This is a genomic window from Vibrio sp. S457-15 (assembly GCF_000960545.1).
Classification (GTDB): Bacteria; Pseudomonadota; Gammaproteobacteria; order Enterobacterales; family Vibrionaceae; genus Vibrio; species Vibrio parahaemolyticus.
In genome coordinates this window covers 361177-377730 of record NZ_JYOQ01000121.1, presented here as the reverse complement: position 1 = coordinate 377730, position 16554 = coordinate 361177, and the positions used below count along the sequence as shown (strand labels likewise).

Sequence of the window (16554 nt, the reverse complement as noted above, 5' to 3'; positions counted from 1 at the left end):
ATTCTATTTATCGCTAAAATACCGCCTAGAATAGACGTACATATCAATTTAAGTAGGGATAGAAGATGTCGACATTGGCCGGGGCTCGCCTAGAAGAAATGGCGGATATCCGCTCGACGAGAAAAAAGAAAATCGTTTTTCTGTGTTCTAGCATTGCCGCCACACTATTGGTGTACGGCGCTATCGTCCAATCGCTCGAAAATCATTGGGGATTAAGCGTTTTGCATGCCTTCAGTGCCATCGCCTGCTTAGGGATCTGCTATCTCATTAAAGTTCAAAGGCATCACAAATATGCCGATTTACTGCTCAGCGCCGTCATCATGTTTGAGGGGTTATTACTGCTTCTTTTTAATGATGCGCCCTCCGGAAAATTATTGTGGCTCTACCCCATCGTCGCAACCATCATTTTGATTAACGAGTTCAAAGTCGGTTTACTCTTTAGCGCTACCTACATGATTTTGGTTTTCTTTGGCATTACGTTTTTAGACGGCTTACCTGCCACTGGCGATATGATCGAACGCCGATTCATGTTCACCTTGATAGCCATCAGTTTTGTCTGCCATACCTTCTCCTACTACTACGCAAAAGTCGTCAGCTACATTCAAACCCTTTACCGAGAAGGGATTGAGGAGTTGGCCTACCTAGACCAACTGACGGGCTTAGCGAATCGTTGGAGCTTTGAAACGTGGGCCAGAGCAAAACTGCACGACATTGACCACTCAGACGAACGCAGTGTCACTGCGTTGGTTTTTCTCGATATCGACAATTTTAAGTACATCAACGACACCTATGGCCACGATGTTGGCGACCAAGTGTTGAAAGCATTTGCAACTCGATTGAAGAAAAGCATTCGTAACAGCGACCGAAAAACCGATAAACATGACTACTCCATTGCGCGCTTTGCAGGCGATGAGTTCGTGTTAATGCTTTACGATGTGCGCAGTAAACAAGACCTAGATGGCATTTTGGATCGCATCGTTAATTTGTTCCCAAAGGGATATCAAAACTACGATACCTATAATGAGCTGACGATGAGCGTAGGAGCCGCAATCTATAAACAAGACGCCAACGATTTATCAGAGCTTACCCGCTGCGCAGACAAAGCGATGTATGCCGCGAAACACACGGGTAAAAATCAGTACGCGTTTTACGAACATTGTTCTCATGCTGGTGAGCTGCGCAAACAACAAGAATCAATGCTTGAGATGACAGAGGCGTGCTAAGCCTCTGTGAGTCGCCCGATTATGCAAAAAAGTGCATCGCCCACAACCCAAGCGCTAAAAACACGATCAACCAGAAGGCTTGACGCGCCCGGCTTGGTTTTCCTTGTTGTGGTGCAATCACTGGCTTAAAAGCTCGCTCCTTCATTTTTCCGACCAAGCTTTTTTCTATCGCCTGTTTGTAAAACTTGCGTCTTTTGTGCGCCGCGTTCGCTACTTCAGTAAAGCGGTGTCGCTGTTCATTCGTTAAATCGCTCGCTTCGTAGCGAGGAGGGAGATCAGAATGCTTACGTTGTACTGCCATCACTTCCTCCTTGGTTGATGGGTGTACTTATACTAAGTATATACACAGTTGCGCATAAATAGCGCCAAGATACCGAATTCTAAGCGATATCTCGTGCGCCAGTTCAAGGAAATTACGCAACTAAAAAAGCCACCCGAAGGTGGCTTAAAGCAATTCAGCATTTGTACCGATTATAGGTATTCGCACAAGTAAGCCGTTGCGTCTTTCACTTGCAGCTCAAATGATGAGTTACCTTCAACATCAAACGACTCACCGCTGCTGTAGGTTGTCCAATCGGCTTCACCTACGCGTTTCACCACGAGAGCACCTTTAACGACTGTCATGCGCTCAGGAGCCTGCGTACCAAATGTGTACTCGCCCGGAAGCATCACACCGACACTAACATCCTGTCCGTGCTGGTTAAAACCTAGTGACTTTACACCGCCTGCAAAATAGCTATTTTCCTTAATACTCATTATTGGTTTCCTTATCAAAAGTCCGCTCTTTTTTACCCTGTTTTTTTCTGCGACTCAAGCCTTTAAAGCACAGAGATTCTACCGAATTGAGAACTCAGTTAATCAGCGCAGAATTTGGCTAATACAACAGGAAAGAATAATTCGAAATTTGCAGCCCATTCTTAATCACTAAGGAGTCAATCATTAACGACAAATCAATCAGTAATAGTGTATCCGATTGTAAAAGTGGACATTAGATCATAGTTTCTGGGTCGCAACGGCGAGATTGTTTGTTTTTAGTGCGGAAGGTTTCCACCATATTAAAAAAGGACGATAAGAGTACTCATGGCCATACCCGCTCGCAGGAAAAGGAAACAAGATAAAGAACCGCAACTTTCATTTTGGGCTCGACACCAGCTTAAGATGGTCAAAAGTGCGTTCGTTATTTTTGTCTGCAGTTTGGTGGCTTTTTTCGCTTATCAGCTCCACGTCTCCTACCAAGATTACATCGACCCCGAACACGTCTATGGTGAGTGGATCGAAATTGGTGCTCCCCCTTATCAAACCGAACGCCTTATTTTTACCTCCGATGGGGTGTATCGAAATCATCGTTTGATCACCACGGAGTTTGCGTTTGATGGCAAAGTCATCACCTTAAATACCGGATTAGGTGAAACCGCGTATCAACTTTCTGGCTCTCACCTGTCACCACAAATACGCCGAATTGAACCTCGAATCCCAGATCAGCGATTCATTCGAAAGGGATTTGAGCATACTGTTCAAGGTTCAGAAGTGGGCGCAGCATCAAAACGACGAGCCGCACTGAGTGAACATTTCAGTCGCGACTAGCACGTTTTTTACCTCTATTTTACCGTCCTAAGGCACTTCTACGCGATGAAATAAAACCTTAATAAACAATCAAATAAGATATTCGTCGCATTTATACCCGCCAAAATTGAGTAAACAATTAATTTAATTCCTGCCAAATATTTATAAATTATTGACTCAGTCTTACATTTTCCGTGTAACAGAGTGTGGGTTTTATTTAAGTTCTCTCATGTGACTCGAAAACCGTTTTAATTTTTTTTGACGAAAAAAAACTCTCTGAAATGCTGAGTGTGATGCTTTTGCACGTGGTGTAAATCTGATCATCTTATCTGGTGCAAGAGCAGCTTATGTTCACGAAAGAACATGAATCCAAGGATTGAGAGAGAAGTTATGATTCGATTTAACCTATGTGCAGCTGGGGTTGCTTTAGCGCTATCAGGTGCTGCAGTCGCAGCTCCGACCGCACCAAGTGTCGATATGTACGGTTCTAATAACCTTCAATTTTCTAAAATTGAACTGGCTATGGAAACCACATCTGGCTACTACGACATGGTGAAATACCATGACCAAGCTAAAATCACCGTTAAATTCAACCAGTGGAGCGGTACACCTGGCGACACTTACAACATCTATTTTGATGGCGTAAAAGTCGCAACAGGCGCTATCACTGGCGGCCAAACCACAGCAACATTTGATTACGGCCAAGGCGGCTTGTACCAAATGGAAATTGAAGCGTGTGATGCTACAGGCTGTTCGAAAAGTGCTCCTGCAGAAATCACCATCGCGGATACAGATGGCTCTCACTTGAAGCCACTAACGATGAACGTTGATCCAAACAACAAAACATACAACACCGACCCTAGCGTCGTGATGGGTACGTACTTTGTTGAATGGGGCATCTATGGTCGTAACTACACCGTAGACAATATGCCAGCCGACAACTTAACTCACATCCTTTACGGCTTTATTCCAATCTGTGGTCCAAACGAATCTGTTAAGTCTGTTGGTGGTAACAGCTTTAACGCTCTTCAAACTGCATGTCGCGGTGTGCCTGATTACGAAGTGGTAATCCATGACCCATGGGCCGCTTACCAGAAGAGCTTCCCGCAAGCTGGCCACGAGTACAGCACGCCTATCAAGGGTAACTACGCAATGCTAATGGCATTGAAACAACGTAACCCTGATCTAAAAATCATCCCATCTATCGGTGGCTGGACACTGTCTGACCCATTCTACGATTTCGTTAATAAAGCGAACCGCGACACATTCGTGGCATCGGTTAAGAAATTCCTGAAAACTTGGAAATTCTACGATGGTGTAGATATTGACTGGGAATTCCCTGGTGGCGGCGGTGCTGCAGCAGATAAAGGCGACCCAGTAAACGATGGTCCAGCTTACGTTGCATTGATGCGTGAACTGCGCGCAATGCTAGATGAGCTAGAAGCAGAAACTGGCCGTACTTACGAGCTAACTTCAGCAATCGGTGTCGGCTATGACAAGATTGAAGACGTAAACTACGCAGATGCCGTTCAATACATGGACTACATCTTCGCGATGACTTACGACTTCTACGGCGGCTGGAACAACGTTCCTGGTCACCAAACTGCACTTTACTGTGGTTCGTTCATGCGCCCTGGCCAATGTGATGGCAGCGGCGTAGATGAAAACGGCGAAGCTTACAAAGGCCCTGCGTATACAGCAGATAACGGTATCCAACTTCTTCTTGCTCAAGGCGTTCCTGCGAACAAGCTAGTCCTTGGTACTGCAATGTACGGCCGTGGCTGGGAAGGCGTAACACCAGATACACTAACAGATCCAAACGACCCAATGACAGGTACTGCGACAGGTAAACTGAAAGGCAGCACTGCACAAGGTGTTTGGGAAGATGGCGTAATCGACTACAAAGGCATTAAGTCATTCATGCTAGGTGCAAACAATACTGGCATTAACGGCTTCGAGTACGGCTACGATGCGCAAGCAGAAGCCCCATGGGTATGGAACCGTACAACGGGTGAGTTGATCACATTTGATGACCATCGCTCAGTGCTAGCAAAAGGTAGCTACGCGAAATCTCTAGGTCTTGCGGGTCTATTCTCTTGGGAAATCGACGCGGATAACGGCGACATTCTCAACGCAATGCACGAAGGTATGGCTGGCGGTGTAGTTCCTCAACCAAACCGTAAACCAACAGCCGCAGCTGGCGCAGATCAATCGGTAACTGGCCCTGCAAGTGTGGTTCTAGATGGTAGCCTATCGAAAGACTCTGACGGCACTATCGCGAGTTACGCATGGGAACAAGTATCTGGTACAGCAGTGGTACTAGCAGGCGCAAACACAGCGAAAGCAAGCTTTGATGCCGCAGAAGTTACTGCTGAAGAGCAATTAACTTTCAAGCTGACAGTGACTGACAACGAAGGTGCAACGGCATCTGACCTTGTTGTAGTAACTGTGAAGCCAGCAGGTGTGGTTGACCCAGTGAACAACGCGCCAGTAGCGCAAGTTGTTGCTCCAGCAACAGCAAACGCTGGTGACGTTGTGGTTGTAGATGCATCTGCGTCTAGCGATGCAGACAACGATACTCTTACTTTCAACTGGACTCTGCCTCAAGGTCTGAACGCAACGGTAAACGGCTCTAAAGTGACGTTCACTGCTGCGGAATACCCGCAAGACACAAGCCTAAGTTTCACTGTAAGTGTGAGCGACGGTAAAGCGTCTTCATCGGCAAGCGCGATAGTGGTTGTTGCACAGCACACAACCGATCCAAACCCAGGTACTTGTGACAACGCATGGGATGCGAGCGCAGTGTACACAGGTGGCAACCAAGTGACTCACGCAGGTAAAACGTGGGAAGCGAAATGGTGGACTCAGGGTGACGATCCAAGCAAGTCTGGCGAATGGGGTGTATGGAAAGAAGTTGGCGTAGCTAACTGTAACTAAGCCTAACATTCTGAGTGTAAACCTTGCACTCACAGAAGCTAAAAACGAAAAAGGACAGCCCCCGGCTGTCCTTTCTTTTTTCATTGTGATTAAACATCACTAAGCCAATAACTACACGCGCTCAATCAAGCGGTCGAAGCTGCTAAATACTTGCTCACACTTCATGACTCGCCCATGGCCTTGACCTTGTGTTGTCACCAACTCAACATTTTCAATCTCGTCAGCGGCTTGAGCGGAAATGCTGTGTTTAGTGAATTTATCTTGCTCATCATGCACGATGATCGTGGGTGCCGCTCGCTCCGAGAGTCGCTTCAGAGGGTCGATCGATTGCAATGGGTAGCCATACTGATCTTCCACTTCCGATACCACCGCTTTGAACAGTTTCATTGAATAGCCAGAACGCGCAATGCTGCCAAACAAGTTCTCTACGTAATTCAACACTGGCGCAATCAATAGCAGTGGCTTGTTTTCCAATTTATGATGACGGCACTCAAGTGCAGACGCCGTTCCCATACTATGTCCAACCAATCCGACGACGCCTTCTTCTACCGAGTCGAGAACCTCTTCCAAACCACGCACAAAGCCCGGAATATGGCCATATTGACCATCACTTTCACCATGTGCTGGATGATCGTAAGCCAACGCTGTAAATCCACAAGCCGCGATATGCTCCATCAACGGATAAAACTGGCTCGCCGTGCCCGACCAACCATGAGTCAGAACCCACACAGGCCCCTGACCCAACGAATACGTTTTGATAGCCCCAGTGTGCCCTTGGATTTCTGCTTTAACTAATCCTTGTGGCTCCGCATTTTTTGGTTGCGTACGCGCTGGAGTAAGCAGAAGTTTTCGCGCTGTTTTCTTCGCATGCGATGGGGCTAATGTGTGGTGCAAGCGGGTACTGATGTTGACGAGACTGCGCTTCACACTAAAACGCTGCGAGGTATTAAAATAGATTTTCTCACTCATGATCTTTTCCTTAGTTATCAGCACACTTACAAAAATAGAACGGTCGTGCTTTTTATGCTGATAAGAAAGAGCGAACTCTGTCGCTCTTTAAAATGTATCTTCGTTACCCGTAGACGGTGTTAACCTCTCCATCGAGCAAGCAAGTTGTCGATGCCTTGCCAAAATAGGCGTAAGCTCTCTTCCTCACCTTTGATCGAATAGAAAACATGCGCGCTCAGGTACTGCCCGTATAAATCGAACGTCGCCTGACGAGTATCTAAGTCGCTTATAAACTCTTGGTTTTCTTTGCCTTTCGCAATTTGAATTTCTAGATAACTTAACCAAGTATCAATCGCTTTACGTAATGCCGCTTGTAACGGACAACTTTTGTCTGCGGCATCATTCCACGCATCAAGGAACATACAACTGCCTTGAAATGAATGGTTCCACGTCATCCAAGAATCCAACAACCCTCGGATTTTCCGCTCAATATTGCTATCACCAAGCCCGCGTGCAGGTTCAATCACTCTTTCAGCAAACACTTGGTTTGCGTACTCAAGCACGGAAAGCTGCAAATTCAACTTGGAATTAAAGTGAGCAAACAAACCACTTTTGGACATGCCACACTGCTTCGCTAGTTCGCCAATGGTGAGGCTTTCTAAGCCGTCTTCACTGGCAATTTCAAATGCGCGCTGCAGAATGAACTCTTTCGTTACTTTTCCTTTTTTCATAACTGTAGTTTTAGCACGGTCGTTCTTTTTTGCAATGAAGAGTTAACTGGTCTAACCATCTATCCATATTATTTTCTTGCTAAGATCGACCTATTGAGTGGGTTAATAGATGCGGAATCAAGAAGTTTGAAGTGAGTCTTAAATTCAGACATTGCTAAGGTTCAAGCTGCAATGTGTTGATTTTTTCATGCATGAAGTGCGTCGCGAATTGTTACTTTCGCTGAAGTTTTTTATTCATTTAGGTAAGTAACGTATGGCGACAAACCGAAAAATAGCCAGTTTAGAATTTGCACGCATCATTGCCATGGTGGCAATTGTCGGTCTGCATTGCCAAATGGCCCTCACTTATTGGCAGTGGGATGGCGTACCTTGGGTTGGTTATCTTCTTAATCAGCTCGCTCGTTTTGCGGTTCCGCTTTTTTTCCTTATTTCTGGTTACCTTATACAACCTAAGCTGAGCAGCAATCCACTCGAAACTTTAGCCAACTATGCGAAACCTCTAATGAAAATTTGGTTGGTTTGGAGCGTGATCAGCTTACTCATGCCGTTCCAATGGCAAGTCGTAGCAGAAGCAGGATACCTTGCCGAACGACAAGGCTACTGGGGATACTTAGCGTCTGCACCACTGAATTCATTACTAGAAGGCGGACTTGTCCACCTGTGGTTTATTCCCGCATTGGTGATTGCGGTCGCTATCATCGCCTTCTTAGTTCGAATTGGCATGACACAGTTACTTCTTCCAACAGCAGTGCTGCTTTACGTCTATGGTGTTTTGGCAGGCAGCTATGCACCTCTCACCGATTTACCTGCTCCGTTTTTCACTCGTAATGGGCCATTTTTCAGTACCTTGCTTGTGGTATTTGGCTACTTGATTCGAGAAAAACAGTGGCTTTGGTCACGCAACAACACCATTCGCCTGATTCTCCTCGGTATGGCTCTGCACTTTGGTGAAGCCTACTGGTTGATGCAGTACGATGTGGCCTTCAACTCTAACGACTTCTTGTTTGGCACCGTCATTTGGTCGCTCGGCGTGTTCATGTGGCTGTTAGTTCATCCTAATTTTGGCAACATGCCATGGGTATTCAAGTGGGCCCCAAGTGTTTTAGGCGTTTACGTGAGCCATCTGTTGGTCATTATTGCCATGATGAACATAGCGGGCTTTTTAGGATTACAAGACTTAGCTAAAGATGCCTTCTTGTTTCCTGCCACTCTCGTCGTGACCTTGTTGTTGGTAAGGGCAATTGAAGCATCTCCACTGAAAAAAGCCCTACTCCGCTAAATGGATTCAGCAATACGCTAACACTAAAGTGTTAGCGTATTGATTTTTAAAGTGAGAGTTCTCTCTCACTCACCAAAATTTGACTTTCTAATCCTTCAGAATTTGCCGTCACTCACAAAAAACATTGTTCATTTGCTTTAGATTGACTCGACTATTACAACATTGCTCATTAAACGGAGGCTGTATGTGGGCAGGTCAGGGACTCATTCCTTTTCTAGAAATTAGCCATTGGCTAACTTATGGTTTATACGCTGTTGCGATCTTATTTGGCGCGGCGAGCATTGCGTCACTCAGAAAATAGTGGCGCAAGCTACCCAAATCTTAACTCCTACTGTTAATTCGAGCTCTCTCACAACTAACCCCTTAATTTATGGCTAATATTTCTCCAACAAGACAAGGGAGAAATGTCTATGCCAATCTATCCTATTGTGGCTTTCTGCTGTTTGTTGTTCTCAAGTTCAAGCTTTGCAGCGGCATCCAGTGATCTTAATCTGGTGAACTCCGCCGTGGGCTATATCGCTCTCATTCTTTTCTCGATCGCTTATATTCTGGTCATGCTCGAAGAGTATTTGAAGATGAGAAAATCCAAACCTGTACTTCTCGCGGCAGGTCTGATTTGGATTTTGATTGGTTACACCTTCGCCCAGCACCACCAGCAAGACGTGGCAAAAGCGGCGTTGGAACATAACCTACTTGAGTACGCCGAGCTGTTGCTGTTTTTGCTCGTCGCGATGACCTACATAAACGCGATGGAAGAGCGCAAACTCTTTGATGCTCTACAAGCGTGGATGGTAGGGAAAGGGTTCGGGTTCAAAAAGCTGTTTTGGCTGACGGGCTTTCTGGCGTTTGTCATCTCTCCAATCGCAGATAACTTAACTACGGCCCTTTTGATGTGCGCGGTGGTAATGAAAGTGTCTGGCGACAATCCAAGGTTCGTCAATCTTGCTTGCATCAACATCGTTATCGCCGCCAACGCGGGCGGGGCATTCAGCCCATTTGGTGACATTACAACCTTGATGGTTTGGCAAGCTGGGCATGTGCGGTTCTCTGAATTTATGCCGTTGTTTGTCCCTTCTTTAATAAACTATGTCGTGCCAGCGTTTTTAATGTCCCTTTTTGTACCGAACACCAAGCCCAATACCATCCACGAGCATGTCGAATTAAAACGTGGCGCAAAGCGCATTGTGCTGCTGTTTGTCCTCACGATCGCTACGGCTGTCTCCTTCCATGCTGTTCTTCACTTCCCACCCGTGGTTGGCATGATGATGGGCTTGGCGTACCTACAATTCTTCGGGTACTTCTTAAGAAAAACCCTCAAACATTCGCTCGCGAAAAAAGCGGCCATGGCGATTGCGAATGGGGACGATCATGCGCTGAAACGTTTAGGCTCTGTCGTACCGTTTGACGTATTCCATCGTGTTTCTCGCGCCGAATGGGATACCTTGCTGTTCTTCTATGGCGTCGTGATGTGTGTAGGCGGCTTGAGCTTGCTCGGTTATCTCGAATTGGTTTCAAACGTCATGTACACCCAATGGAATCCGGTTTGGGCGAACGTGATGGTCGGTGTGCTTTCTGCCATTGTCGATAACATTCCGGTCATGTTTGCGGTACTAACGATGGACCCAAGTATGTCCACTGGTAACTGGTTGCTTGTTACGCTCACCGCGGGCGTAGGGGGTAGTTTGTTGTCGATTGGTTCTGCCGCGGGTGTGGCTTTGATGGGCGCAGCGCGTGGCCAATACACTTTCTTTGGCCACTTAAAATGGACGCCCGTGATCGCTCTGGGCTACGCCGCCAGTATTGCCGCTCATTTGTGGATGAACGGCGGCTTGTTTACCTAATCCCAATGACCCCCAATGACACGCCTAGCTACTTAGTCTAACGATCCGATGGATGGTTCACGCCATCCATCACTTCAATATCACCCAATTCGTACGGGTTAACGCCCTCTAAACATCCCACGTTGTAACCGTACTCACTTGGATCTGATCGGCGTTGATGGTGTGTGTAAATGCCACATTCACTATAGAAAAAATGCTTCGCGGTATGCGTATTAAATTGGTAGCGCTTTAAAACATCGTCACCTTGAACGATACGAATACCACTCAAAGGGACTGAAGCCACAATCGCACCTCGACGACGACACATAGAGCAATCACAGCGTCTCGGCTTTTCAATTCCGTTGGGTAACGTAAGTTCCAGTTCGACTTTTCCGCAGTGACAGGTCAGTCGATGCAGGGGGTTAATTTGAGTGTTGCCAACTTGCTTAATCATCGCTTTTCCTTGTTGTTTTTATTCATGTGTACATTATGTTAAACAGCTTAACATCATCATAATCTTGTCCAAAAACTCGACATTGGTCACTTTTCGCGACATTTTATCGGCCGATTTATTAGTCGCTATTTTGGCGACTTTTTACCGCGTTCGATAGACAGATTGTCTCCGCTGCGGTTTTTAAACCAAGGAAATTGTTTTATGGATAAAGATCATAGCCTCAGAGAAAACCTCTTGGCTCTGACGCTCGGGAGTGCGTTGGTGTCACTTGGGGTGATATTTTTCAGCAAAGTAGGATTACTAACTGGCGGCACCGCTGGCTTGGCTATCTTTCTGACCAAAGTCAGTGACTTCAGTTTTGGTCAAATATTTTTCGCCCTTAACCTCCCTTTTTATATTCTGTCTGTGATGCGCATGGGCTGGAGGTTTACGGTTAATACCTTTATTGCCGTTTCTATTGTCTCCTTCGCGGTCGACCATCTGCACCACGTGATCGAAATTTCCCGAATCGAACCTTTTTACGCAGCGTTGTTGGGCGGTGGATTGATCGGTATTGGTATGCTGGTGATATTTCGTCACAAGATGAGTTTGGGCGGCTTTAACATTTTGGCCTTGTACCTTCAGGAACGCTTTGGGATTCGAGCGGGCAAAATTCAGATGGCGCTCGATTGTGCCATCGTGGTGATGTCGCTGTTTATTGTGGATGTGCACCTTATCGCTCTCTCCGTTCTTGGTGCCATTGCGACCAACTTGATTTTGGCGATGAACCACAAACCTGGACGATACCAGCCAAAACCGCAAACGGCATAATCAACACCTAGAAATACGAAAGTGTTTAGACAGCCAAAAAACCCCTAGCCATTAGCTCGGGGCTTTTTGCTGTGGCGGTAAACCTACGCCAGTTCGCTGGTTGTGCAGTATTGCTGCACCTGCGCATCCAATTGTTTTTTGCATTGCTGGCTAAGTTGAAAATGCACTTGCATCAATAAGTCATGCGCATAAAACAGCTCAAACGCATCGCCGCCGTTTTGCAGACAAATGGCTTCACATCGTTCAGCATGCACTTTGGCTTCTTTAGGTGCATCGGCTTTCAGCAAGCTCATCGCCAAACGATATTCTGCGCGCTCTTCCTGCATCCAACCGCCCGCTATTTTCCAATAATCCAGTGCTAGCCTTGCAGACTCTAACATCCTCGCTTTCTGCTCGTCAGTACGCTCTGAGAGCTCTTCATACTGACAAGCCAAGTTGTTTGCGGTGATTGCGATCGAACGCGCTAGCACCTCTTCTGCATCGTGTGGTGTCATTCCTAATGCGGCTTTCGCCAACCATTGACTCGCTGGTTCAAGCTGAGTAAGAGCAGAAAGTTCGTTCGCAATAAGAGAGAACACGCGACGCTGATCTTGCTCCTCCAGCAATGCTACATCCTCAGTGCCATCGACAAAAAAGCGTGCAACGGCGATGCTACGTTTAAACGCCAAACTCTCGGTAATGGCGCGATCATCTAAGCTGTCTAAACAGGCAAGAAACAGTTCGGGATGCTCAAGGTGACCAATTGCGGTGTGCAGCATTAGTGCAAATATTCGCTCAACTTGGCTGAGCGCTTCCACCTCATTCAGCGCCGTTTCTAACTGAGCATAGACCTGTTCTGGCTTTTCCTCGTGCAGCTGCCAACACTCACTCATGAATGCATCAAAATCCATTTTGAAAGACATGCCCTTGTTATCCTTGTTATCTTGTTCGTAAACAAACCACTCTACACAATTCTCAACCGTGCGTTGCACGCCAAACAACAATATGAGAATCGCCTCACTTAAAGTGGTGTACCTTGCTCTAATGCGAGCAAACGTTGTTTGCGTTCTACCCCACCAGCATACCCAGTCAGTTTGCCACTTTTACCAATAACGCGATGACAAGGCACCACAATGGAAATAGGGTTCTTGCCATTTGCTAACCCAACCGCACGCACGGCTTTCGGGTTGCCAATCGCGTTGGCGAGATCTTGATAGCTCCACGTCTCGCCGTATGGAATGGTCGTTAACGCATGCCACACTTGATTTTGAAAATCGGTACCTGTCGCTGCCAAAGGCAAATCAAATTCGTTGCGCAGACCCGAAAAGTATTCGTCCAACTGGGTGACGGCTTGGCGCAAAATCGGATGCTGATCATCTCTTCGCCCCAATTCACTTGGCTTGGTCGTACAAGTCTCAAACCAAATGCCAAGTAAGCCCTCAGCGTTAGATTGGATAGTGACCGCACCTAGTGGGCTCGGCATCTCGGTATAAACTGTGTTCATGATTGATTCCATAAGTGAAACGTCGCGTAGCTTCCCCAAGGGGCTGCGGTGTGCGTATTGAGTGATGGGTAGCGCTGCATCGCTTTTTTCACCACTAAGTCTTTATCTAAAAAGCAATCGGGTTGGGATTGCCCACGCAGTTGAGCATAACTGACCGTCCAAGGTCCAATGCCTTTCAACGCTAACCATTGTTGCGGATCCGTCTCCGCGTTGCTTTGCATAAACTGAGCGAAACGCACCAACGTCTCTTTACGACTTTGCGGCATCCGCAAAAAACTCACGTCGGCATTCGCAATCGCATCTGGCGTCGGGAAAAAGCGCTTGTCAGCATCACCACAGAGCGTTTTTACCAATAAGTTAAGCTGGCCTATCGCGGCCTTGACCGACACTTGTTGACCAAGAATGGCTCTAACCCCGGCTTCCCAAGGATTCCACACTCCAGGAATCCGAATGCCTCGGTTCGAAACAAGCCCCGGCGCCACATAATCCAAATGCTGCTCGACAGTACAGATATCGGTGTCGAGATCGAACATACGACGCACTCCAGACACTAAGTTTTGCAGCTTCGCAACTTCTTCAATTTCGAATTCAAGCTCAAGGTTTCCTTCACCTTTGATCGCCTTAAACCACGCTTTGCTGTTATCCAAACAAACGTTGCGTTGGTAACTCTCGCCGCTCACCCGCTCCACGCCCTCAATGGCTCTTAATCGGTAAAAATCCAGCATGTGTTGCCAATTCAACTCGCCACGATAAGACAACGCAATTCGATTCGTGCTCACGCCATCAAATTCTCTTCGACGAACTTGAGAAGGCGTGAGCTTCAGAAACTTTTGGAACGCATCGTTGAAACGACGCGTGCTGTTAAAACCGGCGGCGAAGCCGACTTCCGTAACCGACATCGAACTGGAATGCAGCAACTGCTTGGCGAACATTAACTGCTGATATTGCGCGTACTGTTTTGGTGACATGCCGAGATACTGCTCGAACAACATGCGCAAGTAACGATCAGAAATCCCAACGCGCTCTGCCAGTTCAGACACCGAGTGGTGATGCAGCTCTCCTCGATCAATCAACGAAATCGCGCGTTGAAATGTTGTTTCTACGCCTTTCCATGCCCACGATCCCGGCGCGCTGTCTGGGCGACAACGCAAACAAGGACGATAACCCGCTTTAAGTGCTTGGGCTTTATCGGTGAAGTACTCTACATTTTCTTCTTTGGGTAGGTTCGCCGGACAAATCGGTCGGCAGAAAATCCCTGTGGTTTTTACCGCGACGTAAAATCGACCATCAAAACGGCTGTCTCGCGACACTCGCGCCTTTTGGCACTGCTCGAAGGTCAACGATGTATGAGGATGGATAAACATGAAGCGATCCTTGCTCGTGCATTCTGTGGAAACAACTCGATATAACTTCATTGTAGAACGCAGAACAAATGAAGATTAGCCATTTTCGGAACTCAATATTGAGATTTATTGGCATTAGCGAATTTGTACACTAAAGTTAAATCCAGAACATCACAACAACGTCGGCTAAAGGGAATTGGCATGGACTTACATACTTGCGTAATTGTACTAAGAAACCAAAAGGTTATTACCAGTAAATCCGTTGATCACTCCATTGGGATCATCGAACGTGACTCAGGTAACGAAATTTCAGAAATTCAAATCAATGCCACAGATGGCGTGAATATTCGGACCTATCACTACAACAATGTCGAGGAGTCGTTAGAAAGTTTGATGAACCTTTGATCTTCTACTTTGGACACACCTTTCTCCCTTGTAATCGTGAAAGCAATGAGCACAGCCCCCTGTGCTCTTTTTTTTTTGCGTTTTGATCAACAATATTTTTCTCTCACATACCAAATCCATCGAAATTTACGACTTAGTTGTCGTTAAAATCGCTAAATTAGCCAATCTTACTCCCAATAAATTACAGATAAGCATCTGAGCAAAAACGTTAAAACATACTAATTCGAATTTATTGAACGAGAAGGTCAAATAAAGCCAATTAATAACCTCATCAACCACGCCTAAACTGTTCTCAACAGCTCAGGAGCAGACACACTCCCACTGAAACAAACATATCGAGGACAGCATCATGAAAACACTTTTACACAAAATCACGACATCACAATCAGGTTACAGCGCACTGGCATTACGTATCCCTATCGGCATCATCTTTATGGCGCACGGCGCTCAGAAACTGTTTGGCTGGTTTGGCGGCTACGGCTTGGAAGGCACAGGACAATGGATGGCATCAATTGGACTTGGCCCTGGCGTATTGATGGCATTTCTTGCTGGTAGCGCAGAATTTTTCGGTGGCTTGTTTATTCTACTTGGTTTGCTGACACGCCCTGCGGCAGTCGCACTCTCATTCACTATGGTTGTGGCGATTTTCTCAGTGCACTTCGAAAACGGCTTATTTATGGCAAACAACGGCTACGAATTTGGCCTAGCTCTGCTAGCAGCAAGTGTTTCACTGGCCTTTTCTGGCGCAGGTAAAGCGGCGTTAGATAACTTCCTAAACAAAAAATTCTCCTAACCACGGACACTGGAGGCACTGATGATCACCGTAAGACACGCCGAAGACCGAGGTCGAGCAAACTTTGGCTGGCTAGACAGCAAACATACGTTTTCTTTTGGTAGCTATTACGATCCAAAACACATGGGCTTTTCTGAACTGCGAGTCATCAACGATGACCTAGTTCAACCCAACGCAGGCTTTGATACTCATGGTCACCGCGACATGGAGATCATCAGTTATGTGCTAGAAGGTGTCATTGCGCACAAAGACAGTGAAGGCAATGTACAAACGTTACCTGCGGGGGAGTTTCAGCTGATGTCGGCAGGTAAAGGCATTTACCACAGCGAATATAACGCATCAGAAACAGACCCTTTACGCTTTTTGCAAATTTGGATTCAACCTAACACCTTTGGGAATAAACCGGGCTACCAGCAAAAAGATTTTGGACGTAATTCAGGGTTAACCACCATTGCAACCCCAACGGGAGAGAGTGGCACACTGCACATCAAACAAGATGCGTATTTGTATCAATTGATTTTGGAGCCGAATCGCGAACTCGCCTTCGACATCCACTCTGGAAGAAATGTTTACGTTCATCAAGTATCGGGAGAGCTGCATATCGACAACACCCTGCTAACGGGCGGTGATGGCGCTAAAATCGAAGCTCAGAGCAAGGTGACATTTCGTAACCTGACCAATCAATCGGTTACTGCGTTAATCTTTGACTTGCCGTAACTATCGGTTCATAGATATCGAACTATCGCCATCCGGTGATAAATCTCG

The 16554-nt window shown here is 46.5% G+C and carries 17 protein-coding genes; 9 read left to right on the top strand and 8 right to left on the bottom strand.

What is annotated here, in order from left to right:
• The first annotated feature begins 65 nt into the window (after nucleotides 1-65).
• Nucleotides 66-1223 (top strand): GGDEF domain-containing protein, encoded by a 1158-nt coding sequence (locus tag UF05_RS12780; RefSeq protein WP_005464995.1) that lies wholly within the window; start codon nucleotides 66-68, stop codon nucleotides 1221-1223.
• A gap of 19 nt (nucleotides 1224-1242) precedes the next feature.
• Here UF05_RS12780 and UF05_RS12775 read toward each other — a convergent pair whose 3' ends face one another.
• Both UF05_RS12775 and ppnP read right to left on the bottom strand, forming a co-directional pair.
• On the bottom strand, nucleotides 1243-1524 hold the full coding sequence (locus tag UF05_RS12775; RefSeq protein WP_005464981.1) for a hypothetical protein: 282 nt from the start codon (nucleotides 1522-1524) through the stop codon (nucleotides 1243-1245).
• Between the two features lie 170 nt (nucleotides 1525-1694).
• Nucleotides 1695-1979, bottom strand: coding sequence for a pyrimidine/purine nucleoside phosphorylase (gene ppnP / locus UF05_RS12770; protein WP_005464991.1), 285 nt, complete (start codon nucleotides 1977-1979; stop codon nucleotides 1695-1697).
• Nucleotides 1980-2303: 324 nt separating this feature from the next.
• Here ppnP and UF05_RS12765 point away from each other — a divergent pair, with 324 nt between their 5' ends.
• A complete protein-coding gene (locus tag UF05_RS12765) occupies nucleotides 2304-2807 on the top strand; it encodes a DUF2850 domain-containing protein (protein ID WP_005497678.1) in 504 nt (167 codons plus the stop codon).
• A gap of 369 nt (nucleotides 2808-3176) precedes the next feature.
• Nucleotides 3177-5723 (top strand): glycosyl hydrolase family 18 protein, encoded by a 2547-nt coding sequence (locus tag UF05_RS12760; RefSeq protein WP_045545631.1) that lies wholly within the window; start codon nucleotides 3177-3179, stop codon nucleotides 5721-5723.
• A gap of 111 nt (nucleotides 5724-5834) precedes the next feature.
• Here the strand turns inward: UF05_RS12760 and UF05_RS12755 are convergent, their stop codons facing one another.
• Together UF05_RS12755 and UF05_RS12750 are read right to left on the bottom strand one after the other, a co-directional pair.
• Nucleotides 5835-6692, bottom strand: a complete 858-nt coding sequence (locus UF05_RS12755) for an alpha/beta fold hydrolase (protein ID WP_031850025.1) — start codon at nucleotides 6690-6692, stop codon at nucleotides 5835-5837.
• 119 nt (nucleotides 6693-6811) lie between these two features.
• The gene (locus UF05_RS12750) at nucleotides 6812-7402 is read right to left on the bottom strand and encodes a TetR/AcrR family transcriptional regulator (protein ID WP_045545630.1); all 591 of its coding nucleotides are present in this window, start codon (nucleotides 7400-7402) and stop codon (nucleotides 6812-6814) included.
• Nucleotides 7403-7655: 253 nt separating this feature from the next.
• On the opposite strand from UF05_RS12750, the gene UF05_RS12745 reads away from it, so the two are divergent.
• Complete coding sequence (locus tag UF05_RS12745; RefSeq protein WP_025633214.1) at nucleotides 7656-8681, top strand: acyltransferase; 1026 nt, start codon at nucleotides 7656-7658, stop codon at nucleotides 8679-8681.
• 410 nt (nucleotides 8682-9091) lie between these two features.
• Nucleotides 9092-10522 carry a sodium:proton antiporter NhaD gene (gene nhaD, locus UF05_RS12735; protein WP_025633215.1) on the top strand — a complete coding sequence of 477 codons (1431 nt, stop codon included), beginning with the start codon at nucleotides 9092-9094 and terminating at the stop codon, nucleotides 10520-10522.
• A gap of 37 nt (nucleotides 10523-10559) precedes the next feature.
• Here the strand turns inward: nhaD and UF05_RS12730 are convergent, their stop codons facing one another.
• Nucleotides 10560-10955 carry a GFA family protein gene (locus UF05_RS12730; RefSeq protein ID WP_045545629.1) on the bottom strand — a complete coding sequence of 132 codons (396 nt, stop codon included), beginning with the start codon at nucleotides 10953-10955 and terminating at the stop codon, nucleotides 10560-10562.
• Between the two features lie 201 nt (nucleotides 10956-11156).
• Between UF05_RS12730 and UF05_RS12725 the strand changes: the two genes are divergently transcribed.
• Complete coding sequence (locus UF05_RS12725) at nucleotides 11157-11765, top strand: YitT family protein (RefSeq protein ID WP_005464880.1); 609 nt, start codon at nucleotides 11157-11159, stop codon at nucleotides 11763-11765.
• Nucleotides 11766-11848: 83 nt separating this feature from the next.
• Here UF05_RS12725 and UF05_RS12720 read toward each other — a convergent pair whose 3' ends face one another.
• From UF05_RS12720 to UF05_RS12710, 3 genes are all read right to left on the bottom strand, one after another.
• Complete coding sequence (locus tag UF05_RS12720) at nucleotides 11849-12667, bottom strand: hypothetical protein (RefSeq protein WP_024700806.1); 819 nt, start codon at nucleotides 12665-12667, stop codon at nucleotides 11849-11851.
• A gap of 98 nt (nucleotides 12668-12765) precedes the next feature.
• Nucleotides 12766-13248, bottom strand: a complete 483-nt coding sequence (locus UF05_RS12715; RefSeq protein WP_005464913.1) for a methylated-DNA--[protein]-cysteine S-methyltransferase — start codon at nucleotides 13246-13248, stop codon at nucleotides 12766-12768.
• Nucleotides 13245-14612, bottom strand: coding sequence for a DNA-3-methyladenine glycosylase 2 family protein (locus UF05_RS12710; RefSeq protein ID WP_025632509.1), 1368 nt, complete (start codon nucleotides 14610-14612; stop codon nucleotides 13245-13247). The genes UF05_RS12715 and UF05_RS12710 overlap by 4 nt, the downstream gene beginning before the upstream one ends.
• 180 nt (nucleotides 14613-14792) lie before the next feature.
• On the opposite strand from UF05_RS12710, the gene UF05_RS12705 reads away from it, so the two are divergent.
• The 3 genes from UF05_RS12705 to UF05_RS12695 all read left to right on the top strand — a co-directional run bounded on the left by UF05_RS12705 (nucleotide 14793) and on the right by UF05_RS12695 (nucleotide 16506).
• On the top strand, nucleotides 14793-14996 hold the full coding sequence (locus UF05_RS12705) for a hypothetical protein (RefSeq protein ID WP_005464930.1): 204 nt from the start codon (nucleotides 14793-14795) through the stop codon (nucleotides 14994-14996).
• A gap of 349 nt (nucleotides 14997-15345) precedes the next feature.
• Nucleotides 15346-15789, top strand: a complete 444-nt coding sequence (locus UF05_RS12700) for a DoxX family protein (protein ID WP_015312747.1) — start codon at nucleotides 15346-15348, stop codon at nucleotides 15787-15789.
• Nucleotides 15790-15810: 21 nt separating this feature from the next.
• A complete protein-coding gene (locus UF05_RS12695) occupies nucleotides 15811-16506 on the top strand; it encodes a pirin family protein (RefSeq protein WP_045545628.1) in 696 nt (231 codons plus the stop codon).
• The last annotated feature ends 48 nt before the right edge of the window (nucleotides 16507-16554 follow it).